Raw genomic sequence first — 26259 nt, forward strand, 5'->3', positions numbered from 1 at the left:
GAAGCAAGCGCAAACGGGGACGGGTTTAGGCTCGTACGCATGCAGAGCCTGGCGATGATCGACAACTGGCCCGTCCCCACCGCGGCGGTTGCCGTCGTACGAGCGGACGGCACCGTTCTCGGTACGCACGGCCCGACCGCGCACCGTTTCCCGCTCGCCTCCGTCACCAAGCCGATCGCGGCCTACGCGGCGCTGGTGGCGTACGAGGAGGGCGCGGTCGAGCTGGACGAACCAGCAGGTCCGGAAGGGTCCACCGTCCGGCACCTGCTCGCGCACACCAGCGGGCTCGCCTTCGACGAGCACCGTACGACGGCCGCGCCCGGCACCCGCCGGCTCTACTCCAACGCGGGCTTCGAGGTGCTCGGCGACCACATAGCCAAGGCCACCGACATCCCGTTCCCGGACTACGTGCGCCAGGCGGTGCTGGAACCGCTGGGCATGACGGCGACCACGGTGGACGGCTCGCCCGCCAAGGACGGCGTCTCGACCGTCGACGACCTCGTACGGTTCGCGGCGGAGGTACAGGTGCCCCAGCTGCTCGACCCGCACACGGTGCTGGCCGCGCAGACCGTCGTACACCCGGGCCTGAAGGGCGTACTGCCGGGCTACGGTCACCAGAACCCCAACGACTGGGGGCTCGGCTTCGAGATCCGTGACTCCAAGTCGCCGCACTGGACGGGCGGTTCCTCGTCGCCCGCGACCTTCGGGCACTTCGGGCAGTCGGGGACGTTCCTGTGGATCGACCCGGTCGCGGGCGCGGCGTGCATCGCGCTGACCGACCGGGCCTTCGGCCCGTGGGCAGCGGAAGTGTGGCCGCCGTTCACGGACGCGGTGCTCGCGGAGCTCCGCTCCGGTCACTGAGAGAGATCATCCGTCGGCCGCCTTCGCGGCCAGGCACTCGAACCACACCGTCTTGCCGCGCCCGTCCCGGCGCGGCTCGACACCCCATCTGTCGGTGAGAGCGGCGACCAGCAGCAACCCCCGCCCACCCTCGTCGAGTTCGTCCCCCAGGACCATCCTCGGCACGTCCGGACAGTCGTCCGCGACCTCGACGCGCACGCCCCCGGCCGGGAGCAGGAAGATGAACGTCTGACAGCGACGGCCGGGCACGTGCCGCACCACGTTCGCGATCAGCTCGGTCAGCGCCAGCTCCGCCGCGTCGGCCAGGTCGAGGAGTTCCCAGCCGGTGAGGTAGAGGTGCAGGATGCGGCGCAGATGCCGTGCGGAGTGCTCACCCACCGCGAAGTCGGCGTGATAGGTCGGTTCCACGCTGTCCGGTGGCGGAGCAGTTACGTGATTCATGTCACCAGCGTGCAGCGGTTTGGTTACGCTCGGCTACGTACGGAAACGAACGCCGCGAGGCGTTGAACGCCGGAGGTGCCCCGCCGTGGCCAACATCCATACGCTCGACCCGAGCGCTTCCCCACTGGATTACTACGGCTGGGAGTTGCGCCGCCAGAGGGAGGCCCACGGCCTCAAACAAGGTCAGCTCGGCGACATCATCTTCTGCACCGGTTCCCTCATCGGTCAGATCGAGACCGCGAAGAAGGTGCCCACCCGCGACTTCTCCGAGCGCGTGGACGCGGCACTCGGCACGGACGGCGTGTTCTCCCGCCTCGTCGGTCTGGTCCTGCGCAGCCAGCTGCCGACCTGGTTCCAGCCGTACGCGGACATGGAGGCCCGCGCGACGTACATCTCCACGTACCAGGCGCAGTTGGTCTACGGGCTGTTGCAGACGGAGGAGTACGCGCGGGCCGTGCTGGCCACTGGTATGCCGGACGACCTCGAAGGACTGGTGGCTGCTCGCATGGAGCGCCAACGCATCCTGGAACGGGAACAGCCGCCGCTCACCGTAGCGATTCTCGACGAGGCCGCGCTGTACCGGCCGATCGGCGGCCCCGAGGTCATGCGGAACCAACTTGCCCGCCTGTTGGACCGCACCAATCGCCGCTGGACGGAAATCCAGGTGCTGCCCTTCGCGGCTGGTGAACACGCCAGCCTGGATGGGTCCTTCACCCTCATGCGCTTCGACAAGGACCCGGACATCATCTACACGGAGGACCTCATCTCCGGGCATATGACCGCCTGCCCCGACACCATTCGGGAAGCCGCGCTCCGATACGCTCGCTTGCAGGCCGCTGCCCTCTCCGTCGAGGCGTCGGCGGCGTTGATCGCCCGCGTGATGGAGGAGCGTTATGGGAACCAGCCGCGACTTGAAGAACGCGCAGTGGCGTAAGTCCAGTTACAGCGGAAACACCGGCGGCGACTGCGTCGAGTGCACCGTCACCGGCGGTGCCGCATGGCGCAAGTCCAGTTTCAGCGGAAGCACCGGCGGCGAGTGCCTCGAAGTGGTCGACGGCCTCCCCTGCGCCGTGCCCGTCCGCGACAGCAAGAGCCCCGACGGGCCGGTCCTGATGATCGGGGCCGCCGCCTGGCGGTCCTTCGTGGACGGGCTCGTCTGACACCGCCGCGACACATCCGTACGACCCAGGGGGTCGGGGACGACTGACCGTCGTCCCCGACCCCCTTCGTCAGACGAGCGGTTCGATCATGTGGGTCCGGCGCTGGGACCGCGTGGCCGCGTCACCCGACCAGGCCGTCCGGTTCGGGTCGAGACCCACACCGTTGGCGAGGTTGAGACGGGTGACCACGGTGTTGTGCTCGGTGCAGGCCTGCCACAACGGATCGATGAATTCTTTCTGCAACTCCGCCTGCGTGACAGCCACCCCGGCGCTGACCTTCACGTCGATGAAGTCGTAGACATGCTCCAGCTGTTCGGAGCGGGGTGTGATGGAACCGTCCTCGGTGAAGTTGAGGTCCGGTCCGCTGCTGCCCGGGTCGTCGTTCCTGACCGCTGGTTCGGGGCCGAGAGCGAAATTGGCCGGAACGTTCTTCAGAGCCTTGGAGACGGAGGGGAGCTGGTCGTTGTTCGTCGTGAACGCCGTCGGGGCGACCGGCGCCAGAGCGGTCACGACATCGGTCAGCTGGGTCGGGGTGAGGAGACCGGCGAATTTCTCGAGCAGCGACTTGGGCACGATGTGGTGCAAGGTGTGCACGAGCGCATTGCCCGGGTTGGCCTTCTTCGCATCGGACAGGGCGTTCTTGGTCGGGTTGTTCTTCCAGTCGCCGGCACGCTGGACCGGTGTCTCCGTGGTCGGGGACACGCCTGGTCCGGGGGTCTCCCGGTCGCTGGGGGCCTGGCTCCGCACCGGTCCTGACATGACCCGGCGGGCGTTCTGCTCCGCAGCCCGTTCGTAGGCGTCCGAGGGGTCGGAAATCCGCAGGCCCGCGCCGTTGTCGGTGCCGGAGACAGCGCCCTGCCGCTGCTGGATGACGTGGGTCAGTTCGTGGGCGAGGGTGTGTTTGTCGCCTCCGCCGTGGCCGACGACGACATGGTGGCCGGACGTGTAGGCGCGGGCACCGACCTCGGCGGCCGAGGCGCGGGCGGCGCCGTTGTCGTGAATGCGTACGTCGGAGAAGTCGGCGCCGAGACGGGCCTCCATCTCCTCCCGGAGCCCGGCGCCCATGGGTTTGCCGCCGGTACGCAGGACGTCGTGGACGGCGGAACGCTGTACGTCGTGCTGGTGCTCCTCGTGCTGCTGCTCCTCGGGCTGTGCCCAGGGGTGGCCCGCCTGCCGGAGCAGCTGGACGACGGCGGCATTGCCCAGGGTGCCCTGGAGGGCCAGCGGCATGTGTGCGGGGAACTCCCTCGCGTCCGGGCTCCTCTCCGGCGTACGCGCGCGAGCGGATTCGTGGGTGCCGCCGCCGAGGGCGCGATCGGAGTCGCGTGCGCGCATCAGAAGCCTTTCGGAGGGGTGCACGGGGTTCATCCCCTCCATGACTACGTGGAACACGCGGTGCGGGCCAGGTACACGAGGGCAGAATCGGCCGGCTCGCCGGACAGACCCCCATGGCCGACGCGACCGCTCGACGCATCCTGTGCGGGACGGGGTCAGGCAGCCCGGGAACCCGCTACCCTCCTCGGCCATGGCCGACATAGTCCGCGCTACCGCCGCCGACGTCCCCGCGCTCGCCTCCGTGCTCGCCGGCGCCTATGCCGAGGACCCCGTCTGGACGTGGCTGATGCCGCGCGACCGGGACCGGCGGCTGCGGCTGCTGTTCACCGCGCACCTGGCCCAGCAGATCCCGGCCGGCCGGGTGTGGACCGACCCGGAGCGCACGGTCGCGGCGGTGTGGGCGGAGCCCGGGAAGTGGAAGCTGCCGGTGACGTACCTGCTGCGCAACGCGGGCCCGCTCCTGCGGGCGGGACGGGCTCAACTCCCGCGTACCGCCGGGCGGTTGTTCACCATGGAGCACCGTCATCCGGCCGGTCCCGAGCACTGGTACGTCGAGTACATCGGCACCCGCGCGGACGCGCGCGGCACGGGGCGCGGGGCGCGGGTGCTCGGCGGGCTGCTGGAGCGGGCGGACGCGGACGGGCGGCCGGTCTTCCTGGAGTCCAGCAACCGCCGTAATCTCACCTTCTATCAGCGGCACGGCTTCGCCGTGCACGAGGAGATGACGTTCCGTGCCGGGCCGCCGATGTGGTCGATGTGGCGCCGGGACGACGGCCGGTAGCGTGCGTGCCAGACGCCGCGCGGCAGACGGCAGTTCGACGACAGGGCCCAGGTCAGGCCGACAGTTCCCAGATCAGCACCTCGGCCGTTCCGGCCGCCACCAGCTCCAGCCCCTCCTCGCCGGTGATCCGCACCGAGTCGCCCGGCTCCAGCTCCTCGTCGCCGATCCGTACGCCCCCGGCCACCAGATGGACGTACACCCGCGCCGCGTCCGGCACCGCCGCGCGCTCCCCCGCGCCCAGCCTGCGCACATGCAGCATCGCACCGGCCGCCGGGAGGGCGTACGGGGTGGAGTCGGCGATGCCGGGGACGATCGTGTACGAGGGTTCGCCGCCCGGTTCGAGCGGCGCCAGCCATATCTGAATGAACGTCAGCGGGTCGTCGCCGTCGTTGCGTTCGACATGGCGCACGCCGGAGGCGGCACCGAGGTGCTGGAGGTCGCCGGGCCGTACGACCGTGGCGCGACCGGTGGAGTCGCGGTGGGTCAGCTCGCCCTCGACGACCCAGGTGACGATCTCCGTATGGCTGTGGGGGTGTTCGTCGAAACCCGCGCCGGGCGCCAGCCGCTCCGAGTTGCAGGCCAGGATCGCGCCGAAGCGCAGATTGTCCGGGTCGTAGAAGCTGCCGAAGGAGAAGGCGTGCCGGGACAGGATGCCGGCGTCCTGGTCCCCGCCCAGGAAACGGTCTTCGGCGCGGTGTACGGAAATCACCTGCCCACGGTAGCCGGGCGCGGCGCCCCCGCGACCCGCGCGCCGCTACCCGCCGGTACGACCCGCGGTCGCCCCGGCTCTCCGTGCCCGTGGCCCGATAAGGCAATCTTGTCTCCGTGCCCCGACCCGATCCTGAGCAGCCCGATGCGAACGCCGCCCACCTGCATGCCGCGACCCTGAAACGCCTGGAACAGTCCTCCGGCCGGCTCGCCGCGAACGCGATCGCCCGCATGGACGAGTCGCTGCCGTGGTACCGGGCGATGCCACCGGAGAACCGGTCCTGGATCGGCCTGGTGGCCCAGGCCGGTATCGCGGCGTTCACCGAGTGGTTCCGGCACCCGGAGACCCCGCAGGCCATCTCCACCGATGTGTTCGGCACGGCTCCGCGCGAGCTGACCCGGGCGATCACTCTGCGGCAGACCGTAGAGATGGTGCGTACGACGATCGAGGTCATGGAGGCCGCGATCGAGGAGGTCGCCGCGCCCGGCGACGAGTCGGTGCTGCGCGAGGCGCTGCTCGTCTACGCCCGGGAGATCGCCTTCGCGACCGCCCAGGTGTACGCGCAGGCCGCCGAGGCGCGCGGCGCCTGGGACGCCCGGCTGGAATCGCTCGTGGTGAACGCGGTGCTGTCCGGCGAGGCCGACGAGGGCGCCGTGTCACGCGCCGCGGCGCTCGGCTGGAACTCCCCCGAGCACGTCTGCGTGGTGCTCGGCACCGCCCCGGACGGCGACAGCGAGCTGACCGTGGAGGCGATCAGGCGGGCCGCCCGGCACGCGAAGCTCCAGGTCCTGACCGGAGTGCTCGGCAACCGCCTGGTCGTCATCGCGGGCGGCAGCGACAACCCGCTGCATGTCGCAAAGGCGCTGATCGGCCCGTACGCGGCGGGACCCGTCGTCGCCGGGCCCGTGGTGCCCGACCTGCTGGCGGCCACCCGGTCCGCGCAGGCCGCCGCCGCCGGACTCAAGGCGTGCGGTGCCTGGCAGGACGCCCCGCGTCCGGTGCTCGCCGACGATCTGCTGCCGGAGCGCGCGATGGCGGGCGACCCCGCCGCACGGGACCAATTGGTGGAGGAGATCTACAGACCGCTGGAAGAAGCGGGCTCCGCGCTCCTGGAAACGCTGAGTGTGTATCTGGAGCAGGCGAGCAGCCTGGAGGGCGCGGCCAGGATGCTCTTCGTCCACCCGAACACCGTGCGCTACCGGCTCCGACGTGTGACAGACGTCACCGGATGGTCACCGTCCGACGTTCGTTCGGCGTTCACGCTGCGGATCGCCCTGATCCTGGGGCGCTTGGCCGCGAGAGATCCTCAGTCCTAGACTTTTGTCGGACATCAACAATTCCCCATACGGTTCTTCGTCCCTGTCCCCACGGGTGTTCCGGACCGTTCACAAGAGAGAGTGTGAGTGTGCTCGTACTCGTCGCTCCCGGCCAAGGCGCTCAGACGCCCGGCTTCCTGACTCCCTGGCTCGACCTTCCCGGTGCCGCCGACCGCATCGCGGCCTGGTCCGACGCCATCGAGCTCGACCTCGCCCACTACGGCACCAAGGCCGACGCGGACGAGATCCGTGACACCTCGGTGGCACAGCCGCTGCTGGTGGCCGCAGGTCTGCTGTCGGCCGCCGCGCTCGACGCGTCGCCGAACGTCGTCGCAGGTCACAGCGTTGGCGAGATCACCGCCGCAGCCCTCGCCGGAGTCATCGGCGACGAGGCCGCGCTGCGTCTCGTACGGACCCGTGGGCTCGCCATGGCCGAGGCCGCGGCGGTCACCGAGACCGGCATGGCGGCGCTGCTGGGCGGCGACCCGGACGTGTCGGTCGCGCACCTGGAGAAGCTCGGGCTGACCCCGGCGAACGTCAACGGGGCCGGCCAGATCGTCGCCGCGGGCACCGCCGCGCAGATCGCCGCGCTGGTCGAGGACAAGCCCGAGGGCGTGCGCCGCGTGGTGCCCCTCAAGGTCGCCGGTGCCTTCCACACGAGCCACATGGCCCCCGCCGTCGACCGGCTGCGCGAGGCCGCCGCGAAGCTGGAGACCGCCGACCCGGCCGTGACATATGTCTCGAACGCCGACGGGAAGGCCGTCGCCACCGGCGACGAGGTCATCTCCCGGCTGGTCGGCCAGGTGGCCAACCCGGTCCGCTGGGACCTGTGCATGGAGACCTTCAAGGAGCTGGGCGTCACGGCTCTCATCGAGGCCTGCCCCGGCGGCACCCTCACGGGTCTCGCCAAGCGCGCGCTGCCCGGTGTCCAGACACTCGCGCTCAAGACCCCCGACGACCTCGACGCGGCCCGCGCGCTCATCTCCGAGCACGCAGGCGCCTAAGGAGCCCGAGAGAATGTCGAAGATCAAGCCCAGCCAGGGCGCCCCGTACGCACGGATCATGGGTGTCGGCGGCTACCGCCCGACCCGTGTCGTGCCCAACGAGGTGATCCTCGAGACGATCGACTCGTCCGACGAGTGGATCCGTTCGCGCTCCGGCATCGCCACCCGCCACTGGGCCTCCGAGGAGGAGACCGTGGCCGCGATGTCCGTCGAGGCGTCCGGCAAGGCCATCGCGGACTCCGGGATCAGGCCCGACCAGATCGGCGCCGTGATCGTCTCCACCGTCTCGCACTTCAAGCAGACCCCGGCCATCGCGACCGAGATCGCCCACCTGGTCGGCGCGGGCAAGCCCGCCGCCTTCGACATCTCGGCCGGCTGCGCGGGCTTCGGCTACGGGCTGACCCTCGCCAAGGGCATGGTCGTCGAGGGTTCGGCGGAGTACGTGCTCGTCATCGGCGTGGAGCGGCTCAGCGACCTCACCGACAAGGAGGACCGCGCGACGGCCTTCCTCTTCGGCGACGGCGCCGGTGCGGTCGTCGTCGGTCCCTCCAAGGTGCCGGCCATAGGCCCGACCGTCTGGGGCTCCGAGGGCGACAAGTCCGAGACCATCAAGCAGACCGTGGCGTGGGACGAGTTCCACGCCGAGCGCCCGGAGAAGTTCCCGGCCATCACGCAGGAGGGCCAGGCGGTGTTCCGCTGGGCCGTCTTCGAGATGGCGAAGGTCGCCCAGCAGGCGCTGGACGCGGCCGGGATCGCCCCGGAAGACCTGGACGTCTTCATTCCGCACCAGGCAAACATGCGGATCATCGACTCGATGGTGAAGACCCTGAAGCTGCCGGAGAACGTCACCGTCGCGCGCGACGTGGAGACCACCGGCAACACCTCCGCCGCCTCGATTCCGCTCGCTATGGAGCGGCTTCTGGCGACCGGTCAGGCGAAGAGCGGCGACACCGCGCTCGTCATCGGCTTCGGGGCGGGTCTCGTCTACGCCGCGACGGTCGTTACCCTCCCCTAGGCACACCAGGCCTTTTAGGCCCGGACGTCCGAACCCTGCAGATAAACACCGAAGGAGCGCCAACATGGCCGCCACTCAGGAAGAGATCGTCACCGGTCTCGCCGAGATCGTCAACGAGATCGCCGGGATCCCGGTCGAGGACGTCCAGCTGGACAAGTCCTTCACCGACGACCTGGACGTCGACTCGCTGTCCATGGTCGAGGTCGTCGTCGCCGCCGAGGAGCGCTTCGACGTGAAGATCCCCGACGAGGACGTCAAGAACCTCAAGACCGTCGGCGACGCTGCCGACTACATCCTCAAGCACCAGGGCTGATCAGGCCTGCTCCTGTGTCGCCACCCGGCGGTGGCGCCGCTGATTCACGACCCTCTACACGTGGAGAAGATTTTCCAGTGAACTCGACCAATCGCACCGTGGTCGTCACCGGTATCGGCGCAACCACTCCGCTGGGTGGCGACTCGGCGTCGACCTGGGAAGGTCTGATGGCCGGTCGTTCCGGCGTCAAGCCTCTCGAGGGCGAACGTTTCGCCGAGCTGCCCGTCCGGATCGCCGCCCTCGCGGCCGTCGACCCGGGCGACGTCCTGCCCCGCCCGCTCGCCCGCAAGCTGGACCGCTCGGCGCAGTTCGCGCTGATCGCGGCCCGTGAGGCCTGGGCGGACGCCGGTTTCACCGGCAAGGCCGGCGAGGACGAGAAGATCCAGCCCGAGCGGCTGGGCTCGGTCATCGCCTCCGGTATCGGTGGCGTGATCACCCTGCTCGACCAGTACGACGTGCTCAAGGAGAAGGGCGTACGCCGCGTCTCCCCGCACACCGTGCCCATGCTCATGCCCAACGGCCCGGCGGCCAACGTCGGCCTGGAGGTCAACGCCCAGGCCGGTGTCCACACCCCGGTCTCCGCCTGCGCCTCGGGCGCCGAGGCGATCGGGTACGCCGTCGAGATGATCCGCACCGGCCGCGCCGATGTGGTCCTCGCCGGTGGCACCGAGGCGGCGATCCACCCGCTGCCGATCGCCGCGTTCGCCAACATGATGGCGATGTCCAAGCACAACGAGGAGCCCGAGAAGGCCTCCCGTCCGTACGACACCGGCCGGGACGGCTTCGTCCTCGGCGAGGGTGCCGGGGTCGTCGTCCTGGAGTCCGCGGAGCACGCCGCCTCGCGTGGCGCCAAGATCTACTGCGAGGTGCTGGGCCAGGGCCTGTCCGCGGACGCCCACCACATCGCGCAGCCGGAGCCGACCGGGCGCGGCATCGCCGCCGCGATGCAGAACCTGCTGGACCAGACGGACCTCAAGGCGTCCGAGGTCGTGCACCTCAACGCGCACGCCACGTCGACGCCGCAGGGCGACGTCGCGGAGCTGAAGGCTCTGCGCAAGGTCCTGGGCGACGACCTCGACCATGTCGCGATCTCCGCGACGAAGTCGATGACCGGTCATCTCCTCGGTGGCGCGGGCGGCATCGAGACCGTCGCGACGGTCCTGGCGCTGCACCACCGGATGGCTCCGCCGACGATCAACGTGGAGCACCTCGACGAGGCCGTGGAGGCGGACATCGTGCGCGACAAGCCTCGGCCGCTGCCGGAGGGTTCGATCGCCGCGATCAACAACTCGTTCGGATTCGGCGGGCACAACGTGGTGCTGGCGTTCCGTAGCGTCTGACCTGCGGTCCACGGTTCCGGTACGACGATGCCGCCTTCCCCTGCGTGGGGAGGCGGCATCGTCCGTCACATGGGGCGTTCCGCCGCTTCCCGAGCCGGGGCTCCGCCCCGGCGAAATCAAGCCCCTCCGGCGATTGAGGAGCGGGGGTACGGGGGCAGCGCCCCCGATTCGCGAAGGTTCACACCACCTGGTGCAGCCACCGCACCGGCGCGCCCTCGCCCGCGTGGCGGAAGGACTCCAGCTCGTCGTCCCACGGCTTGCCGAGCAGTTTGGCGATCTCGGCCTCCAGGTCGGTCTCACCCCGCACCGAGCGGGCCAGCGCCGCCCGCAGCCGGTCCTCGGGCACCAGGATGTCGCCGTGCATGCCGGTGACGGCGTGGAAGATGCCGAGGCCGGGCGTGGAGCTGTAGCGCTCGCCCTCCGACGTGGGGCTCGGCTCCGCCGTCACCTCGAAGCGCAGCAGGTCCCAGCCCCGCAGCGCGGAGGCCAGCTTGGACGCCGTGCCGGGGCGGGCCTGCCAGGAGAACTCGGACCGCCAGGTGCCGGGCGCGGCAGGCTGTCTGATCCAGTCCAGTTGGACCCGCACACCGAGGACACCGCCCACCGCCCACTCGACATGGGGGCAGAGCGCGCGCGGTGCGGAGTGAACGTACAGAACTCCACGTGTCGTCACCGGGACCTCCAGTGTGGGACGAAGTTCGCCTTCCCCAGCGGCCTCGCGCCCGTACCGTCTCTTCTCGGCCGGATCCCGAGGTTGTCATCAGTAAACAGCATCGGGGTGAAACTCCTGAAAAGGGGCCGTATGTGACGTGATGTGATTTCCCGAAAGCCACCCGAGTGGAGCCGGGCGGGTGGAAAGCGCCGCTGGTTCGACGAGGAAAAGCTACCGCGCGGCGGGGTCCCAGGTGTGACGTACGGTCGGTCCCGGGCCCATCATTCGCTCAGCTTTCACCCGCCAGGGCGGCCGGGCCTTCCGACCGGTGCCACCAGGGGTTGCCGGGGGCATAACCGAGGGGACCAAGGGATGCAGGATCGTTCCGCCCGCCACCGTTCGCGTACCGCGGCCGCTGTCCTGGCGGCGGTCTCACTGCTCGGCACGGCCGCTCTGACCGGTTGCGACTCCGGCCAGGAGGGGACGACGAAAGGGGCGGCCGCGCAGCCGTCCGCCCGGCCCGGCCCGGTCTGGGACCGCGAGCCGGGTTCGGTGGCCGCCGTCGGCGACTCCATCACCCGCGGTTTCGACGCCTGTTCGGTGCTGGCGGACTGCCCGGAGGTGTCCTGGGCGACGGGCACGGACAGCGGGGTGCGCAGCCTCGCCGTACGGCTGCTCGGTGAGTCGGGGGCCGCCTCGCACAGCTGGAACCACGCCGAGACGGGGGCCAGGATCGCGCAGCTGCCGGAGCAGATGGCGCTGGCCGCGAAGAAGAAACCCGATCTGGTGACGGTGATGATCGGCGCCAATGACGCCTGCCGGGATTCGGCGCGGTACATGACGCCGGTGGCTGATTTCCGCGCTTCGTTCGAGGCGTCGATGCGTCAGCTGCGGGCCGGGGCACCCAAGGCGCAGGTGTACGTGTCGAGCGTGCCGGATCTCAAGCGGCTCTGGTCGACGGGACGCGGCAACGCGCTGGGCAAGCAGATCTGGAAGCTGGGGATCTGTCGGTCGATGCTGGGCGACGCGGACGACATGGGCGCACAGGCGGCGGCCCGGCGTGCATCGGTGCAGGACCGGGTCGTGGCGTACAACAAGGTGTTCCGGGAGGTCTGTGCGAAGGACCTGCGCTGCCGTTACGACGGCGGGGCGGTCTTCGACTACCCGTTCACCGGCAGGCAGCTCAGCCAGTGGGACTGGTTCCATCCCGGGCGCGACGGGCAGGCGAGGCTGGCGGAGATCGCGTACCGCAATGTCACCGCCGCCCGGCCTCCGGCGTAAGGTCCGTGATCATGGTCACTGGTTCGGGAACGGCGATACGTACGGAAGACTTCGGCATCCTCGCGGACGACACCCCCGTGCACCGCTGGACGCTGGAACGGGACGGTACGCGCGTGCGCGTGCTGACGTACGGCGGCATCGTGCAGTCGGTCGAGGTGCCGGACCGGGACGGGGTGCGGGCGGGTGTCGCGCTCGGGCTGCCGGACCTCGCCGGGTACGAGACGTTCTCCGGCCCGTACTTCGGCGCGCTGGTCGGACGGTACGCGAACCGGATCGGCGGGGCCCGGTTCGAGCTGGACGGGCGTACGCACCGGTTGACGCGGAACGAGGGGCGCAACCAGGTGCACGGCGGGGCCAGGGGCTTCGACAAGCGCGTGTGGCGGGCGCGGGAGGTGGCGGACGGTGTCGAGCTCTCGCTGGTCTCCGAGGACGGCGAGGAGGGCTTCCCGGGCCGTCTCGCGGTGTCGGCGGCCTACACCCTGGACGAGGGCGGGGCGCTGCGGATCGCGTACCGGGCGACGACCGACGCGCCGACGGTGCTGAACCTGACGAATCACACGTACTGGAACCTCGCGGGCGACGACAGCGGCAGCGCGCTCGGGCAGGTGCTGCGGATCGCGGCCGGGCGGATCACTCCGGCGGACGCCGAGTCGCTGCCCACGGGCGAGTTCCTGCCGGTGGACGGGACCCGGTTCGACTTCCGTGAGCCGGGGCCGGTCGGCGCGGGCTACGACCACAACTTCGTGCTGGACGGGGCGGGAACGGGCCCGGCGGCCGAGCTGTACGACGCGGCCTCGGGGCGCGTGCTGACCGTGACCACGACGGAGCCGGGGCTCCAGCTGTACACGGCGGACCACTTCGACGGGCGGCCGTTCGGTCCGTGCGCCGGGATCGCACTGGAGACCCAGCACTTCCCCGACTCCCCGAACCGGCCCGCGTTCCCGAGCACGGTGCTGCGGCCGGGCGAGGAGTTCGTCTCGACGACGGTGTACGGATTCACGGTGCGCTGACGGCGCGGCAGGGGACGGGAAGGCCCCCGCCCCCTGCCGTCCGGCCGCTATTCCTCGATGTCCACGGTGGCCGTCAGGCGTACGTCGCCGAGCGAGCGGGCCGCCTGCACCTCGTAGGTGCCGGGGACCAGGACCCAGTCGTACGCCTCCTCGTCCCAGATCTCGTACCCGCGCCGCTCCAGCGCGATCACCGTCTCGGCGCTCTCGCCGGGCGCCGCCTCGACGCGGGCGAAACCGGCCAGCCAGCGAACCGGGCGTTCGGCGGTGTCGTCGCGGGGCGCGAGGTAGATCTGGACGGTCTCGGCGCCCGGCCGGGTGCCGGTGTTGCGGACGCGGACGGTGGCGGAGTCCGGTCCGGCCGTCAGGCTCTCGTACTCCCAGGTGGTGTAGCCGAGTCCGTGGCCGAAGGGGTACGCGGGCGCGGTGCCGGCCTTCTCCCAGGCCCGGTAGCCGACGAAGACGCCCTCGTCGTAGTGGAGTTCGCCGTCGGTGGGGGCGGTGTTCGAGACCGGGACGTCGGCGAGCGCGGCCGGCCAGGTGGTGGGGAGGCGCCCGCCCGGTTCCCCGGCGCCGAGCAGGACGTCCGCGAGGGCGTGGCCGGCCTCCTGGCCGGGGAACCAGCCGAGCAGCACGGCCGCGACCTCGTCGCGCCACGGGAGCTCCACCGGGGAGCCGGAGTTGACGATCACGACGGTGTCCGGGTTGGCGGCGGCGACGGCCCGGACGAGGTCGTCCTGGTGGCCGGGGAGCCTGAGGTCGGTGCGGTCGAAGCCCTCGGACTCGACGCGTTCGGTGGTGCCGACGACGACGATCGCGGTGTCCGCGGCGCGGGCCGCCTCGACGGCCTCGGCGATCAGCTCCTGCGGGTCGCGGCGCGGGCCGAGGTGGCAGAAGGCGAACGAGACGCCGGGGATCGGCGCGTCGTCGCCCAGGGTCTCGGGGACCTGCCGCAGCGAGACCTGGACGGGTTCGCCCGCGGTGAGCGTGATCCGGCCGCGCTCCAGCGGGTTGCCGAAGAAGGCCTCGCCGGGGTCGTCGGAGCCGGTGACGCGGTGGATCCCGTCGTACAGGGTCTCGCCCGCGACGGTGAGGGTGAACGCCCCGGTGCCGCGGGTGCCGAAGACGTGCTCGCCGCTGTCGCGCGGGACGAAGGTGCCGGTGATCTCGACACTGTGCAGCGTCGCGCGGGTGACTCCCTCGGGGAAGTCGTCGCCGATCCACTGGAGGGTGCCGCCCCGCAGCGGTGCGGAGCCGATGACGGTGCCGGCCTCGTCGTAGCAGACGGCCCTGAGCTCGAAGCCCTTCTCGGCGGGGGTGAGTTCGGTGTTGGGGTCGGCGCCGACGCGGAAGTCGACGACGCCCTCGGGGAGGGCGGCGAGGAGGCCGTCGAGCGGGCTGACGACGTGGTGCGGGAAGACCTGGGCGGAGCCGCCGCCGAGGACCCGGGCGTCCCGGGCGAGCGCCCCGCTGACCGCGACCCTGCGGACGGCCGCCGGGTCGATGGGGAGGGCGGCGCGTTCGTTGCGTACGAGCACGAAGGAGCGGCGGGCGATCTCGCGGGCCAGGGCGCCGCCGTCGACGGCATCGGGGCGGCCCGCCTCGTCGACGACGGGGGGTGCGCCGTCCAGGATGCCGACGCGGGCGGCCAGCCGCAGCACGTTGCGTACGGCGCCGTCGACGACGGACTCCTCGACCTCACCGGCCCGCACGGCGTCGGCGAGCGCCTTGCCGTAGACGGTCTTGGGGCCGGGCATCGCGACGTCGAGCCCGCCGTTGACGGCGGCGACGGTGGAGCGGGCGGCCAGCCAGTCGGAGACGATGTAGCCGTCGAAGCCCCATTCGCCGCGCAGCACCGCGTTCTGCAGGTAGCGGTGCTCGGTCATGGTGGAACCGTTGACCTGGTTGTAGGCGGCCATGATGCCCCACGGGTGGGCGTTCTTGACGATCCGTTCGAACGGGGCGAGGTAGATCTCGCGCAGGGTGCGCGGGGCGACGATGTTGTCGACGGTGAAGCGGTCGGTCTCGGCGTCGTTGGCGACGAAGTGCTTGACGGTCGTGCCGACCCCGCCGTCCTGCACGCCGAGCACATAGCCGGTGCCGATCTCGCCGGTGAGGTACGGGTCCTCGCTGTACGTCTCGAAGTGGCGCCCGCCGAGCGGGGACCGGTGGAGGTTCACGGTCGGGGCGAGGAGGACGTGCACCCCCTTGCGGTGGGCCTCCTGGGCCAGCAGCCGGCCGGCCCGGCGGGCCAGGGCCGGGTCCCAGGTCGCGGCCAGCGCGGTGGGCGAGGGCAGGGCGACGGACGGGTCGTCGGCGCTCCAGGCGACGCCCCGGACCCCGATCGGCCCGTCGGACATCACCAGTGAGCGCAGCCCGACGGCGGGGAGCGCGGGCAGCGACCACATGTCCTGGCCGGCCAGCAGCCGCGCCTTGTCGTCGAGCCCGAGTGCGGCGAGCGCCGCGTCGACCGCGGCCTCGCGGACCGCATCGGGGTTGGTGGGTGTGGACGCGCCTGCCACGGCCGTACCTCCTCGTCGAAACCTGGACTGAATGCCTCCATACTGACCCCACCGCAGGTAGAGCAGTAGGTTTCGTTATCACTCCGTAATATTTGGGGATGGCGTACGGTCCCCAGTGCAGGACCGATGGAGCGCCGAAAGGGGCCGGGGCGATGGTGCGGGCCAGGAGTACGGAGCGTCGGGCGGAGATCGTCCGGGCCACGCTCGAAGTGATCGCCGAGCGCGGCTACCGCGGCGCCTCGCTGAGCGCGGTCGCCGAGCGGGTCGGCCTCAGCCAGCAGGGGCTCCTGCACTACTTCCCGACCAAGGAGGCGCTGCTCGTCGCCGTGCTGGCGGAGCGCGACCAGTGGGACACCGGCGGCTCCACCCGGAGCGACGGCGTCTGGCGGATCGAGCTGCTGGCCTCGCTGGTGGAGTACAACGCGATGCGGCCCGGCATCGTCCAGACGTTCTCGGCCCTGCTCGGCGAGAGCGTGACGGAGGGGCATCCCGCGCGGGAGTTCTTCACGCGCCGCTACACCCAGGTCCGGTCGAGCATGGCGGCGATACTGCGCGCGGAGTACGGCGAACGGCTGCCGGGCGGGCTGACTCCGGAGCGCGCGGCGCCGCTGCTCGTGGCGGTGATGGACGGGCTCCAGTACCAGTGGCTGCTGGACCCGGATTCGGTGGACATGCCCGCGGCGTTCGGGGATTTCCTGGCGCTGTTGCAGCCGCCGGGACCGGGGACTGCGGAGAACCCGCAATCATGACATGGCCTGCGGCGACGCAGGTAGAACAATGATCAATGAACGCCACCTGCGGGTGATTTCGGGGCGGTCTACGCGCGTCCGGGCGCAGGGCAGCCCTCCGGGCGCCCCAGGGTTGCCGCATGACTACCGAGCCCGCCGGAACCTCCCCCGGCCTGCCTTCCCGCCGCACCCTGATCACGGGCGCCACCGCCGGTGCCGCCGCCCTCGCCGTCTCCGCCGCGACCGGCACCGCGAGCGCCGCCGCGCCCGGTGCCACCGGCTCCCCCGCCGCAGCCGGCACCGCGTTAGCTCCCGCGGCCACCGGCTCGGACTGGAACACCTGCCTGAACGTCGCCCGCGCCATCCTCGTACGCGACGAACAGGACCAGCCGCTGGTCCCCCACTACCGCGACATCCTGCTGTCCAAGGGCCTGCCGCGCAGCCGCAAGAGCCCCAAGAAGGTGCTGATCGTCGGCGCCGGCCCGGCCGGGCTCACCGCCGCCCATCTGCTCCGCAGCGCCGGGCACACCGTCACCGTCATCGAGGCCAACGGCAACCGCGTCGGCGGCCGGATCAAGACCTTCCGCAAGGGCGGCCACGAGAAGGCGAAGGCGCCGTTCGCGGACCCGAAGCAGAACGCCGAGGCCGGCGCGATGCGCATCCCCGACATCCATCCGCTGGTCACCGGCCTCATGGACGGCTTCGGTCTGAAGCGCCGCCGCTTCTACCTGGTGGACGTCGACGCCGAGGGCCGGCCCGTCAACCGCACCTGGATCCATGTCAACGGCATCCGGATGCGCAAGGCCGACTACGCGCAGAAGCCCCAGGCGATCAACCGCTCGTTCGGGGTCCCCGCCGAGTTCGAGAACAAGACCGCCGCGTCGATCGTGCGGGACGCCTTCAAGCCCGTGCGGCAGGAGTTCGAGGGCAAGGAGGGCCGGGAGCTCGTCGAGGGCTGGGCGCGGGTCATCCAGCGGTACGGGCACTGGTCGATGTTCCGCTTCCTGACCGAGGCGGCCAAGCTCGACGAGCGCACCATCGACCTCATCGGCACGGTCGAGAACCTCACGTCCCGGCTCCATCTCGCCTTTGTGCACAGCTTCATCGGGGCCTCCCTGATCAGCCCGGACACCGCGTTCTTCGAGCTGCCGGGCGGTACGGGCACGCTTGCCGACGCGATGTACGAGCGGGTCAAGGACGTGGTGCGGCTGGACCGCCGGGCCACCAGGATCGGTTACGGCACCGACCACGTCGAGGTCGAGACGATCTCCGAGGGCCGCGACGGCAAGCCGCTGGTGCGCCAGACCTTCCGCGGTGACCGGGCGATCATCACCGTGCCGTTCTCCGGGCTGCGCCACATCCCCGTCGCGCCCGCGCTCTCGTACGGCAAGCGGCGCGCGATCACCGAGATCCACTACGACGCGGCGACCAAGGTGCTGCTCGAATTCAGCCGCCGCTGGTGGGAGTTCGAGGAGAAGGACTGGAAGACCGAGCTGGAGCGGATCAAGCCCGGTCTGTACGACGCCTACCGGCTGGGCAAGGCGCCGGCCGACGGTTCACTGCTGGGCTCCCACCCCTCCGTACCGTCCGGCCACCTCCCGCCCAACCAGCGCGTGCACTACGCGGCGTACCGGGCCACCGCGCGCAACCAGCCCGAGGCGGCGCATGTCATCGGCGGCGGATCGGTCACCGACAACGCCAACCGCTTCATGTTCCAGCCCTCCCACCCGATCGAGGGCAGCGCGGGCGGCGTCGTCCTCGCCTCGTACAGCTGGGCCGACGACGCACTGAAGTGGGACTCGCTGGACGACGACGAGCGCTACCCGCACGCCCTGGGCGGGGTGCAGGACGTGTACGGGCAGCGCGTCGAGGTCTTCTACACGGGCGCCGGCGCCACCCAGTCGTGGATGCGCGACCCGTACGCGTACGGCGAGGCGTCGGTGCTGCTGCCGGGCCAGCACACCGAACTCTTCGCCCATGTGCGCTCGGTCGAGGGGCCGCTGCACTTCGCCGGCGACCACACCTCGATCAAGCCGGCCTGGATCGAGGGGGCGTTGGAGTCGGCGGTCAGGTCGGCGCTGGAGGTGCACAGCAGCTGACCGGGGTCCGGCGGGCGTCGCTCAGTGGGACAGGCCCAGGGTGACGCCCAGCCCGACGAGCACCGAACCGATGCCCCGGTTGAGGGCCTTCTGCCACTTCAGCATCGAGGTGCGCAGGCGCGAGTTCGAGAAGAACAGCGCGACCAGGCCGAACCAGCCGAAATGGGCGGCGGACATGAACAGCCCGTAGCCGGCCTGCTGCCACACACCGGTCTCCGGCCCGACGACCTGGGTGAAGGTCGACACGACGAAGAGCGTGGTCTTGGGGTTCAGCGCGTTGGTGAGGAATCCGGTGCGCAGGGCCCCGAGCCGGGTCAGCTGCGGCTTGGACTCCAGATCGACGTCGACATCGCCGCGGGCGAAGAAGGTCCGGACCCCGATGTAGACGAGATAGGCCGCGCCGACCAGCTTGATCGCGGTGAACAGGGCGGTCGACGAGGCGATCAGCAGCCCGACGCCGAGCATCGTGTACGTGACGTGGACGAGCACGCCCGCGGCGACTCCGGCGGCGGCCATGAGCCCCGTCGTACGGCCGTAGAGGTAGCTGTTGCGGACGACCATCGCGAAGTCCGCACCCGGGCTGATGACGGCGAGGACGGTGATGACGACGACCGCGATGAGCTCGGTCATGGGCGGCTGATCTCCTCAGTGCTTGTCGAGGGTGTACGGGGCGGGCGCCGGGTCCTCGCCCTCCTCCTCGTCCTCGGGCGCCACCAGGTCACGCGCCAGCAGGGTGGCTCCGGCGACGGCGCCCGGCATCAGGAACACGGCGACGAACGGGACCAGGAAGGCGAGCCCCAGCGGCACGCCGAAGCCGAGGGTCAGCAGGCGGCGGCCGCGCAGCAGGGCGAGCCGGTCCTTCAGGACCATGCCGCGGCGCTGGAGCGCGACGGCGGTGAGCTCCTCGGCGAGGAAGTAGCCGGTGACGCAGAAGCCGATCACGGGGACGACGGTCTGTCCGAGCACCGGGATGAATCCGAGGGCGAAGAGCAGCACCGCGTAGAGCCCCACCCGCACCAGGATGCGGATGCTGTCGCGGGCGGAGATCCACAGCTCCCGCCAGAGCGGCAGCCCGGACTCGGGGACCTCGCCGCCCTCCGTGCGGTCGACCTGCTCGGAGAGCGACTCGTAGAAGGGCTGGCCGACCAGCAGCGTCACGGCGGTGAACGTGATCACGGCGAGGAAGAGTCCGAGGCCGAAGACCAGCACGGTCAGGGTGGTGCGGAGCAGGCCGAGCCAGGGCGAGGACCAGTCGTCGGCGAACGGGGTCGCCCAGTCCACCAGGTCGTCGGCGCCGTAGCCGAGACCGACGAGCGCCGCCGCGTACAGGACGAGGGTGATGAGTCCGGGCAGCAGCCCGATGCCGAACCACCGTCCGTGCCGGCCGACCCAGCGCTGTCCCTTTATCAAGTAGCCGAAGCCCGCCCCTAGATCACGCATGGCGTCAGCGTACTGGTGGGGAAGGGCACCGCCGGACGGGTGGTTCTCGCGGACACGACCGAGGGCCGCACCCCTTCGCGGGGTGCGGCCCTCGGTCCGCTGCGAGCGGGGCGGTCAGGCGACCGACAGCTCGACCTTGATGTTGCCTCGCGTGGCGTTCGAGTACGGGCACACCTGGTGGGCCTTCTCGACGAGCGACTGCGCGGTGGCGGTGTCGACGTTCGGGATGGTGGCGCTGATCGCCACCTCCAGGCCGAAGCCGCCCTCGGCCGTCTTGCCGATGGAGACCTCGGCGGTCACCGTGGAGCCGGAGATGTCCGCCTTCTCCTGACGGGCCACCACGCCCAGCGCGCCCTGGAAGCAGGCGCTGTAGCCGGCCGCGAAGAGCTGCTCGGGGTTGGTGCCCGCGCCGCTTCCGCCCATGGCCTTCGGCGGGTTGACGATGACGTCGAGGTTTCCGTCGTCGGACGAGACGCGGCCGTCACGGCCGTTCTCGGCGGTGGCGACGGCGGTGTAGGCAACGGTTATGTCCTGAATGGTCATGCTGAGGATTCCTCCTGCTGTGCGCCGCGACTCGCGCCCACGATCGCGACGGCCTGTGGATGAGCCTAACGGGTGCGCCGGGGCGGCTGTCAGGCGAGGGAGACGATCATCTTTCCGGTGTTCTCGCCGCGCAGCAGACCGAGGAAGGCGTCGAAGCCGTTCTCGATGCCCTCGACGAAGGTCTCGCGGTACTTCAGCTCGCCCGAGGCCAGCCAGCCGGCGACGTCCTGGACGAACTGCGGCTGGAGCGCGGCGTGATCGCCGACGAGCATGCCCTGGATGCGCAGCCGCTTGCCGATGACGAGGGCGAGGTTGCGCGGGCCGGGGGTCGGCTCGGTGGCGTTGTACTGGGCGATCATTCCGCAGACGGTGACGCGGCCGTGCAGATTGAGCGAGGAGATCGCCGCTTCGAGGTGCTCGCCGCCGACGTTGTCGAAGTAGACGTCGATGCCGTCGGGGGCCGCCGCGCGCAGCTGCTCCACCACCGGGCCGTCGTGGTAGTTGAAGGCCGCGTCGAAGCCGTACTCCTCGACGAGGAGCTTGACCTTCTCGTCGGAACCGGCCGAGCCGATGACCCGCGAGGCGCCCTTGATCCTCGCCATCTGGCCGACCTGGCTGCCGACCGCACCGGCCGCGCCGGAGACGAAGACGGCGTCGCCCTCCTTGAAGGAGGCGACGTCGAAGAGGCCCGCGTAGGCGGTGAGCCCGGTCATGCCGAGCACGCCGAGGTAGGCGGAGAGCGGGGCGATCGACGCGTCGACCTTCACGGCGTGCTCGGCCGGGACCTCGGCGTACTCGCGCCAGCCGAGGCCGTGCAGGACGTGGTCGCCGACCGCGATGCCCTCGGCGTTCGAGGCGATGACCTCGCCGACCGCTCCGCCGTCCATGGGGTGGTCGAGTCTGAAGGGCGGGGTGTACGACTTCACGTCGTTCATCCGGCCGCGCATGTACGGGTCGACCGAGAAGTGCAGATTGCGGACGAGGACACGGCCCTCGCGGGGAGCGGTGACCGGGGCCTCACGCAGCGCGAAGTCCTCGGCCTTCGGCCAGCCGTGGGGGCGGGCGACGAGGTGCCATTCACGGCCGGACGTGGGAAGTGCTGCTGACATGGGCTCGGGTTCTCCTCGATGTCCTACGGGGTGGGGGAAGCTCCGACCGGGGCGGTCGGGGCCGCACCGGGGAAGCAAAATGCTTCATGTAGTGAAACAACCATGCTCCTGAATATTTCACCTTGTCAAGCAACCGGCTATCCTGGGTGTCATGGCCACCACCCGCACAGACCCTCTGACCCTCGAAGTCGTCGAGCTCATCGGTACCGTCGTGGCGCGCTACTACGAGGAGTACGACGAGGCGGCGGCAGCCCACTCGCTCACCGGTGCGCAGGCGAGGGTGCTCGGGCTGCTCGCCCTGGAGCCGATGCCCATGCGCAAGATCGCCCAGAAGCTGAAGTGCGAGCCGTCGAACGTCACCGGCATCGTCGACCGGCTGGAGACGCGCGGCCTGGTGGAGCGCAGGCCGGATCCGGCCGACCGCCGGGTGAAGCTGGCCGCGCCGACGGAGCTGGGCACCCGGACGGCGCAGCAGCTGCGCGATTCGCTCACCTTCGCGCGGGAGCCGCTGGCCGAGCTGTCGGAGGGGGACCGGACGATGCTGCGGGACCTGCTGCGCCGGATGCTGGGCGAGCCGGGCCCGTCCCCGGATAGGCCCTGGACCCGGGGTGTGGAAGCGTTGGATCCATGACCGCGCCCTTCGGCCCCCGTGAGTTCCAGCTCGTCCTGCTGCGCCGGATGGCCGACCACCAGCCCGGTCTCGTCGAGGACGCCCGGCACGAGCTGAGCGCCTCGCTCGCCGAGATGCGCGAGGCCAACCGGCGCTGGCAGGCCATGGTGCGGGCGCCCGGCGGACGGGGCACCCTGCGCCGCTACCGTTCGGTGCTCGGCGAACCCGTGTCGTCCGTACGCCGCACGATCGGCGACCTGGAGTGCGACGCGCTGCGGTGGCCGGTGCCGCTCTGGCCGGATCTCCGGTTCGAGGTGATGGTCGCGCCGGGCGGCGCGGTGTGGAACGAGTGGCTGGTCCGGGCGCCGGGGGCGCCGGTGCCCGAGCTGCGCGCGGTCGAGGATCTGCGCCCCTGGTCGGGCACGGTCGACGAGGTCGCGCGGGCCTTCCCGCCGGCCCGCCCGATGGAAGGCAGTGCGCCGACCCGCTGGGCGCTCGCGATCACCGCGCCGGGAACGGGCGAGCCGTACGTCGCCGAGTTCACCTGGGGCCTGTTCCAGCGGCTGCTGCCGGGCTGATTCCCGCGCGCCGCCCTCCTCTGTCGGCCCGTCAGCTGTGTACCTCCTACGGCTCATCCCAGCGCGCGCCACGCCTCCGAACGGCGCAGTATGCGAGAGAGCCGGCTGCCCGCCGGTGCCACCGTCCGCGCACTCGGGAGAACCTGCCGTGACCGTCAGTCTTGAGCAGTTGCGCCGTTGCCATGTCGCCGTCGACCTCGGGGCCGCCCGGACCCGCGTGTACGTCAAGGGCCTCGGGCTCGTCGTCGACGAGCCGAGCGTCGCCGCGGTGAACACGCGTACCGGGTCGCTCATCGCCGTCGGCGCGCTCGCCGAAAAGATGACGGGCCGCACCCCCGACTACATCCGGGTGGCCCGCCCGGTCTCCGGCGGAACCGTCATCGACATCGAGATGGCCCAGCGCATGCTCCGCCATCTGCTCGGCGAGAAGCTCCGCCGCCAACTGCGCCGCAAGCCCCGGCTGCGGGCCGCCGCCTGCACGCCGCACGACAGCGACCCGCTCGCCCAGCGGGCCGCCGTCGAGACGCTGGTCGGGATCGGTGCCCGTCGGGTCGAACTGGTCGACACCCTGATCGCGGCGGCCGTCGGCTGCGGGCTGCCGGTCGAGCAGCCGACCGCCACCATGATCATGGTGTGCGGGGCCGCGACCACCCAGATCGCGGTGCTCTCGCTCGGTTCGATCGTGAGCGCCGTACGCATCCCGGTCGGCGGCGACGCCATCGACCACGCGGTGATCCAGCATCTGCGTCAGCACCATTCGCTGATGCTGCCGAGCCAGTCCCTGCGCCCGCTGCAACTGGCGCTCAGCGGCAGCGATCTGACCGCGCAGGGGCCCGCCACGACCGAGATCCACGGCCGTGACGTGGCGACCGGTCTGGCCCGCTCGGCGCAGGTCGACACCGCCGCCCTCCGCCAGGCCATCCACGCACCGCTGACCGCGGTCCTGGACGGGCTCGGCGCGATCCTGCGCAACTGCCCGCCCGACCTGGTGGCCGACCTCGTGGACTGCGGAATCATGATGGTCGGCGGGAGCGCGCTGCTGCCCGGTCTCGACCAGATGCTGCGGGACGCGACGGGCATGCAGGTGCACATCGCGGAACGTCCGGACGTCTGCGCGGTACTGGGGCTCGGTGCCATGCTGGACGGAAAGATCGAGCCGATGGTCCTCGACCCGCTCGCCTGCTGAGCACCCCGGGGGTGCGGCGTATGACCGACGATATGACGGACACGGCCGCCGGGCCGTCCGGCGAGAAGGCCGCCGCTGCGGCCCCCGTCCCGGAGAAGCCCCCGCTGTCGATGCTTCTGGAAGCGGTGCTCGGCATCGGCTCCGATCTCGAACTGCGGGCCATGCTCCAGCAGATCGTGGACACCGCGACGGCGCTGACCGGGGCCCGGTACGGCGCGCTCGGCATGTTCGACCCGGAGCACGGCACCATCGGTGAGCTGTACACCTCGGGGCTCGACGACACCGAGCGGCAGCGGATCGGCCGGCTCCCGGACGGGCACCCGGGGATGCCCGGCGTCCTCGCCGACGAGCCGGAGCCGTCGCACCGCGACGATCCGGCCGCCGGCCCGCGGGCCGGCGGTGTACCGCCCGGCCATCCGCCGACGCGTCCCTTCCTCGGGGCGCCGATCCAGGGTCACGACCAGGTCTTCGGCAACCTCTGCCTCACCGGGAAGCACACCGGCGGCTTCACCGATTCGGACGCGGCGGTGCTGAGGGCGCTGGCCGCGCAGGCCGGCATCGCGATCGCCAATGCCCGGCTGTACGCGGCGGCCCGGCAGCGGGAGCGCTGGATCGAGGGGGCGGCCGCCGTCACCACCGCGCTGCTGACCGGCGGGAGCGCGGCCGACGCGCTGATGACCGTCGCCGAAGGGGCCAGAGCGCTCGCCGACGCCTGCGCCGGGGTCATCCTCCAGCCGAACGAGGCGGGCGGGATGGAGATCGTCACCGCGTCCACGCTCGACGACCCGGCCGGGATCGTCGGTACGGCGATCGAGCCCGGCTCCGCGGTGCTGGTCCAACTGCTTGGCGGAGAGCCGGTGTTCATCGAGGACTCGGCGACCGACCCGCGGATGACGACACATGTGCGGTCCCGGTTCGGCCCCAGCATGATGCTGCCGTTGCAGAGCGGCGGGCAGCTGATCGGCACCCTCGCCCTGCCCCGGCGGCGCGGCGACCGCCCGTACACGGCCGTGGACCGGCTGCTGGCCACGCAGTTCGCCTCGCAGGCCGCGCTCGCGCTGGTCCTGGCGGACGCCCGGCACGACCGGGAACAGCTCGCGGTGTACGAGGACCGGGACCGGATCGCCCGCGATCTGCACGACCTCGTGGTCCAGCGGCTGTTCGCGACCGAGATGATGCTGGAGTCGACCCGCCGCCGGGCCGCCGCCCCGGAGACGGACGAGCTGCTGGGCAGGGCCGTCGACGAACTGGACTCCACCATTCAGGAGGTCCGGACGGCGATCTTCGCCCTTCAGCAGCCGCCTGCCGAGGTCCCCGCCACCTTCCGCGGCCGGGTGCTGCGGGAGACCGGGGGCGCCGCCGCCGTACTCGGCTTCCCGCCGTCGGTGCACTTCACCGGGGCGGTCGACGCACTGGTCCGGGATCCCGTGGACCGGCAGCTGCTCGCCGCGCTGCGGAGCGCCCTCGCGTCCGCGCACCGGCGGACCGGGGTGTCGGCGATCGAGGTGGAGGTGGACGCGACGGCCGAGCTGCCGGACGGGCGGGCCGCGGTCCGGCTGACGGTCGCCGACGACGGGCGCGAGGAGGACGGCTCGCGCCCGTCGACCGTCACCTGGCAGGCGCCGCTCTGAGCGCGACCCGGGTGCTGGAGTGGGCGACCCCCGCCTCCCGTTTGAGCCTGCGCAGCAGGCCGTCCAGGGCCGCGGTGTCGGCGACGGTGGCCCGTACGAGATAGTCGTGGCCGCCGGTCACATGGACCACTTCGGTGATGCCGGGCAGGGCGAGCACGGCCCGCTCGAACACCTCGTTCGTCGTATCGATCCGCAGCGTCACATCGATGAAGACGACCAGGCCGGTACGGGTGTCGGCGGCCGGATCGATGATCACCGTGAAGCCGCGGATGACACCGTCGCGGCGCAGTCGGCGTACCCGGTCGGCCGCCGCGTTGGCGCTGAGCCCGACCCGTACGCCCAGGTCGCGGTACGAGATCCGGGCATCCTCCTGGAGGACGCCGAGGATTTCTCTGTCCAGACGGTCCATACTGCGATTGTCGCAGCTTTTTCCGGTTCGTGACTGGGCAAGTCGCGCCCGGCGGCATCCCGCCCCCGCTCCCGGCCCGCCGCGTGTGACCCGCTCGGCGCATTCCGGCGGGCCCAGGGCCTGCGCCCGCCCACGACTGAAGGGGTGTATACAGCTGTCAAGCAGTCCCCCACCACGGTCGACGCGCCG

The 26259-nt window shown here is 71.2% G+C and carries 27 protein-coding genes; 17 read left to right on the forward strand and 10 right to left on the reverse strand.

Annotation, left to right across the window (positions count from 1 at the left end; all coding sequences use genetic code 11):
• Positions 1–39: 39 nt before the first annotated feature.
• Entirely contained in the window at positions 40–861 is an 822-nt protein-coding gene (locus tag ACFVX4_RS02300) for a serine hydrolase domain-containing protein (protein WP_389971104.1), read from the forward strand.
• Between the two features lie 6 nt (positions 862–867).
• On the opposite strand, the gene ACFVX4_RS02305 is transcribed toward ACFVX4_RS02300, so the two are convergent.
• Positions 868–1302, reverse strand: coding sequence for an ATP-binding protein (locus tag ACFVX4_RS02305; RefSeq protein WP_389971106.1), 435 nt, complete (start codon positions 1300–1302; stop codon positions 868–870).
• 85 nt (positions 1303–1387) lie between these two features.
• Between ACFVX4_RS02305 and ACFVX4_RS02310 the strand changes: the two genes are divergently transcribed.
• Complete coding sequence (locus tag ACFVX4_RS02310; protein WP_389971108.1) at positions 1388–2236, forward strand: helix-turn-helix transcriptional regulator; 849 nt, start codon at positions 1388–1390, stop codon at positions 2234–2236.
• Positions 2196–2462 carry a DUF397 domain-containing protein gene (locus ACFVX4_RS02315; RefSeq protein ID WP_389971110.1) on the forward strand — a complete coding sequence of 89 codons (267 nt, stop codon included), beginning with the start codon at positions 2196–2198 and terminating at the stop codon, positions 2460–2462. Before ACFVX4_RS02310 ends, ACFVX4_RS02315 begins: the two co-directional genes overlap by 41 nt.
• 69 nt (positions 2463–2531) lie before the next feature.
• Here ACFVX4_RS02315 and ACFVX4_RS02320 read toward each other — a convergent pair whose 3' ends face one another.
• Complete coding sequence (locus ACFVX4_RS02320; RefSeq protein WP_389971112.1) at positions 2532–3797, reverse strand: DUF4157 domain-containing protein; 1266 nt, start codon at positions 3795–3797, stop codon at positions 2532–2534.
• A gap of 190 nt (positions 3798–3987) precedes the next feature.
• Between ACFVX4_RS02320 and ACFVX4_RS02325 the strand changes: the two genes are divergently transcribed.
• Complete coding sequence (locus tag ACFVX4_RS02325; protein WP_389971114.1) at positions 3988–4578, forward strand: GNAT family N-acetyltransferase; 591 nt, start codon at positions 3988–3990, stop codon at positions 4576–4578.
• Between the two features lie 52 nt (positions 4579–4630).
• Here ACFVX4_RS02325 and ACFVX4_RS02330 read toward each other — a convergent pair whose 3' ends face one another.
• Positions 4631–5287 (reverse strand): pirin family protein, encoded by a 657-nt coding sequence (locus ACFVX4_RS02330; RefSeq protein ID WP_389971116.1) that lies wholly within the window; start codon positions 5285–5287, stop codon positions 4631–4633.
• Positions 5288–5403: 116 nt separating this feature from the next.
• Between ACFVX4_RS02330 and ACFVX4_RS02335 the strand changes: the two genes are divergently transcribed.
• The 5 genes from ACFVX4_RS02335 to fabF all read left to right on the forward strand — a co-directional run bounded on the left by ACFVX4_RS02335 (position 5404) and on the right by fabF (position 10275).
• Positions 5404–6603: a PucR family transcriptional regulator gene (locus ACFVX4_RS02335; RefSeq protein WP_389971118.1), complete on the forward strand. Its 1200-nt coding sequence runs from the start codon at positions 5404–5406 to the stop codon at positions 6601–6603.
• Between the two features lie 89 nt (positions 6604–6692).
• Entirely contained in the window at positions 6693–7607 is a 915-nt protein-coding gene (locus tag ACFVX4_RS02340; protein WP_389972068.1) for an ACP S-malonyltransferase, read from the forward strand.
• Positions 7608–7620: 13 nt separating this feature from the next.
• Entirely contained in the window at positions 7621–8622 is a 1002-nt protein-coding gene (locus ACFVX4_RS02345; RefSeq protein WP_389971120.1) for a ketoacyl-ACP synthase III, read from the forward strand.
• Between the two features lie 64 nt (positions 8623–8686).
• Positions 8687–8935: an acyl carrier protein gene (locus tag ACFVX4_RS02350; protein WP_014045780.1), complete on the forward strand. Its 249-nt coding sequence runs from the start codon at positions 8687–8689 to the stop codon at positions 8933–8935.
• A 77-nt stretch (positions 8936–9012) separates the two neighbouring features.
• A complete protein-coding gene (gene fabF / locus ACFVX4_RS02355) occupies positions 9013–10275 on the forward strand; it encodes a beta-ketoacyl-ACP synthase II (RefSeq protein ID WP_389971122.1) in 1263 nt (420 codons plus the stop codon).
• 178 nt (positions 10276–10453) lie between these two features.
• Here the strand turns inward: fabF and ACFVX4_RS02360 are convergent, their stop codons facing one another.
• Complete coding sequence (locus ACFVX4_RS02360) at positions 10454–10948, reverse strand: DUF3145 domain-containing protein (protein ID WP_356477923.1); 495 nt, start codon at positions 10946–10948, stop codon at positions 10454–10456.
• A 351-nt stretch (positions 10949–11299) separates the two neighbouring features.
• Here ACFVX4_RS02360 and ACFVX4_RS02365 point away from each other — a divergent pair, with 351 nt between their 5' ends.
• Both ACFVX4_RS02365 and ACFVX4_RS02370 read left to right on the forward strand, forming a co-directional pair.
• Entirely contained in the window at positions 11300–12208 is a 909-nt protein-coding gene (locus ACFVX4_RS02365; protein WP_389971124.1) for an SGNH/GDSL hydrolase family protein, read from the forward strand.
• 11 nt (positions 12209–12219) lie between these two features.
• Complete coding sequence (locus tag ACFVX4_RS02370; RefSeq protein WP_389971126.1) at positions 12220–13218, forward strand: aldose epimerase family protein; 999 nt, start codon at positions 12220–12222, stop codon at positions 13216–13218.
• A 47-nt stretch (positions 13219–13265) separates the two neighbouring features.
• Here ACFVX4_RS02370 and ACFVX4_RS02375 read toward each other — a convergent pair whose 3' ends face one another.
• On the reverse strand, positions 13266–15737 hold the full coding sequence (locus ACFVX4_RS02375) for a glycoside hydrolase family 3 protein (RefSeq protein ID WP_389971128.1): 2472 nt from the start codon (positions 15735–15737) through the stop codon (positions 13266–13268).
• Between the two features lie 152 nt (positions 15738–15889).
• Here ACFVX4_RS02375 and ACFVX4_RS02380 point away from each other — a divergent pair, with 152 nt between their 5' ends.
• Positions 15890–16486, forward strand: a complete 597-nt coding sequence (locus ACFVX4_RS02380; RefSeq protein WP_389971130.1) for a TetR/AcrR family transcriptional regulator — start codon at positions 15890–15892, stop codon at positions 16484–16486.
• A 119-nt stretch (positions 16487–16605) separates the two neighbouring features.
• The gene (locus ACFVX4_RS02385) at positions 16606–18564 is read left to right on the forward strand and encodes a flavin monoamine oxidase family protein (RefSeq protein WP_389971131.1); all 1959 of its coding nucleotides are present in this window, start codon (positions 16606–16608) and stop codon (positions 18562–18564) included.
• A gap of 21 nt (positions 18565–18585) precedes the next feature.
• Here ACFVX4_RS02385 and ACFVX4_RS02390 read toward each other — a convergent pair whose 3' ends face one another.
• From ACFVX4_RS02390 to ACFVX4_RS02405, 4 genes are all read right to left on the reverse strand, one after another.
• Entirely contained in the window at positions 18586–19194 is a 609-nt protein-coding gene (locus tag ACFVX4_RS02390; protein WP_389971133.1) for a LysE family translocator, read from the reverse strand.
• Between the two features lie 15 nt (positions 19195–19209).
• The gene (locus ACFVX4_RS02395; protein WP_389971135.1) at positions 19210–20004 is read right to left on the reverse strand and encodes an EI24 domain-containing protein; all 795 of its coding nucleotides are present in this window, start codon (positions 20002–20004) and stop codon (positions 19210–19212) included.
• A gap of 114 nt (positions 20005–20118) precedes the next feature.
• Positions 20119–20547 carry an organic hydroperoxide resistance protein gene (locus tag ACFVX4_RS02400; RefSeq protein ID WP_266419559.1) on the reverse strand — a complete coding sequence of 143 codons (429 nt, stop codon included), beginning with the start codon at positions 20545–20547 and terminating at the stop codon, positions 20119–20121.
• Positions 20548–20636: 89 nt separating this feature from the next.
• Complete coding sequence (locus ACFVX4_RS02405) at positions 20637–21656, reverse strand: NADP-dependent oxidoreductase (protein WP_389971137.1); 1020 nt, start codon at positions 21654–21656, stop codon at positions 20637–20639.
• A 151-nt stretch (positions 21657–21807) separates the two neighbouring features.
• Here ACFVX4_RS02405 and ACFVX4_RS02410 point away from each other — a divergent pair, with 151 nt between their 5' ends.
• From ACFVX4_RS02410 to ACFVX4_RS02425, 4 genes are all read left to right on the forward strand, one after another.
• Entirely contained in the window at positions 21808–22287 is a 480-nt protein-coding gene (locus ACFVX4_RS02410) for a MarR family winged helix-turn-helix transcriptional regulator (protein ID WP_389971139.1), read from the forward strand.
• Positions 22284–22844, forward strand: a complete 561-nt coding sequence (locus ACFVX4_RS02415; RefSeq protein WP_389971141.1) for a hypothetical protein — start codon at positions 22284–22286, stop codon at positions 22842–22844. Before ACFVX4_RS02410 ends, ACFVX4_RS02415 begins: the two co-directional genes overlap by 4 nt.
• A gap of 148 nt (positions 22845–22992) precedes the next feature.
• A complete protein-coding gene (locus tag ACFVX4_RS02420; RefSeq protein ID WP_389971143.1) occupies positions 22993–24030 on the forward strand; it encodes a rod shape-determining protein in 1038 nt (345 codons plus the stop codon).
• A 32-nt stretch (positions 24031–24062) separates the two neighbouring features.
• On the forward strand, positions 24063–25661 hold the full coding sequence (locus ACFVX4_RS02425; protein ID WP_389972070.1) for a GAF domain-containing protein: 1599 nt from the start codon (positions 24063–24065) through the stop codon (positions 25659–25661).
• On the opposite strand, the gene ACFVX4_RS02430 is transcribed toward ACFVX4_RS02425, so the two are convergent.
• Positions 25639–26070: an Lrp/AsnC family transcriptional regulator gene (locus ACFVX4_RS02430; RefSeq protein ID WP_389971145.1), complete on the reverse strand. Its 432-nt coding sequence runs from the start codon at positions 26068–26070 to the stop codon at positions 25639–25641. The genes ACFVX4_RS02425 and ACFVX4_RS02430 overlap by 23 nt on opposite strands.
• Between the last annotated feature and the right edge of the window lie 189 nt (positions 26071–26259).

Origin of the sequence: Streptomyces sp. NPDC058240 (assembly GCF_042882135.1) — a bacterium.
GTDB lineage: Bacteria > Actinomycetota > Actinomycetes > Streptomycetales > Streptomycetaceae > Streptomyces.

Bases quoted from the DNA above. Each gene is read 5' to 3' on its own strand.
- ACFVX4_RS02320 (WP_389971112.1), bottom strand. From the start codon at position 3,797: ATGCGCGCACGCGACTCCGATCGCGCCCTCGGCGGCGGCACCCACGAA.
- ACFVX4_RS02300 (WP_389971104.1), top strand. From the start codon at position 40: ATGCAGAGCCTGGCGATGATCGACAACTGGCCCGTCCCCACCGCGGCG.
- ACFVX4_RS02380 (WP_389971130.1), top strand. From the start codon at position 15,890: ATGGTGCGGGCCAGGAGTACGGAGCGTCGGGCGGAGATCGTCCGGGCC.
- ACFVX4_RS02410 (WP_389971139.1), top strand. From the start codon at position 21,808: ATGGCCACCACCCGCACAGACCCTCTGACCCTCGAAGTCGTCGAGCTC.
- ACFVX4_RS02385 (WP_389971131.1), top strand. From the start codon at position 16,606: ATGACTACCGAGCCCGCCGGAACCTCCCCCGGCCTGCCTTCCCGCCGC.
- ACFVX4_RS02365 (WP_389971124.1), top strand. From the start codon at position 11,300: ATGCAGGATCGTTCCGCCCGCCACCGTTCGCGTACCGCGGCCGCTGTC.
- ACFVX4_RS02390 (WP_389971133.1), bottom strand. From the start codon at position 19,194: ATGACCGAGCTCATCGCGGTCGTCGTCATCACCGTCCTCGCCGTCATC.
- ACFVX4_RS02370 (WP_389971126.1), top strand. From the start codon at position 12,220: ATGGTCACTGGTTCGGGAACGGCGATACGTACGGAAGACTTCGGCATC.
- ACFVX4_RS02350 (WP_014045780.1), top strand. From the start codon at position 8,687: ATGGCCGCCACTCAGGAAGAGATCGTCACCGGTCTCGCCGAGATCGTC.
- ACFVX4_RS02345 (WP_389971120.1), top strand. From the start codon at position 7,621: ATGTCGAAGATCAAGCCCAGCCAGGGCGCCCCGTACGCACGGATCATG.
- ACFVX4_RS02395 (WP_389971135.1), bottom strand. From the start codon at position 20,004: ATGCGTGATCTAGGGGCGGGCTTCGGCTACTTGATAAAGGGACAGCGC.
- ACFVX4_RS02405 (WP_389971137.1), bottom strand. From the start codon at position 21,656: ATGTCAGCAGCACTTCCCACGTCCGGCCGTGAATGGCACCTCGTCGCC.
- ACFVX4_RS02315 (WP_389971110.1), top strand. From the start codon at position 2,196: ATGGGAACCAGCCGCGACTTGAAGAACGCGCAGTGGCGTAAGTCCAGT.
- ACFVX4_RS02415 (WP_389971141.1), top strand. From the start codon at position 22,284: ATGACCGCGCCCTTCGGCCCCCGTGAGTTCCAGCTCGTCCTGCTGCGC.
- ACFVX4_RS02400 (WP_266419559.1), bottom strand. From the start codon at position 20,547: ATGACCATTCAGGACATAACCGTTGCCTACACCGCCGTCGCCACCGCC.
- ACFVX4_RS02305 (WP_389971106.1), bottom strand. From the start codon at position 1,302: ATGAATCACGTAACTGCTCCGCCACCGGACAGCGTGGAACCGACCTAT.
- ACFVX4_RS02425 (WP_389972070.1), top strand. From the start codon at position 24,063: ATGACGGACACGGCCGCCGGGCCGTCCGGCGAGAAGGCCGCCGCTGCG.
- ACFVX4_RS02325 (WP_389971114.1), top strand. From the start codon at position 3,988: ATGGCCGACATAGTCCGCGCTACCGCCGCCGACGTCCCCGCGCTCGCC.
- ACFVX4_RS02430 (WP_389971145.1), bottom strand. From the start codon at position 26,070: ATGGACCGTCTGGACAGAGAAATCCTCGGCGTCCTCCAGGAGGATGCC.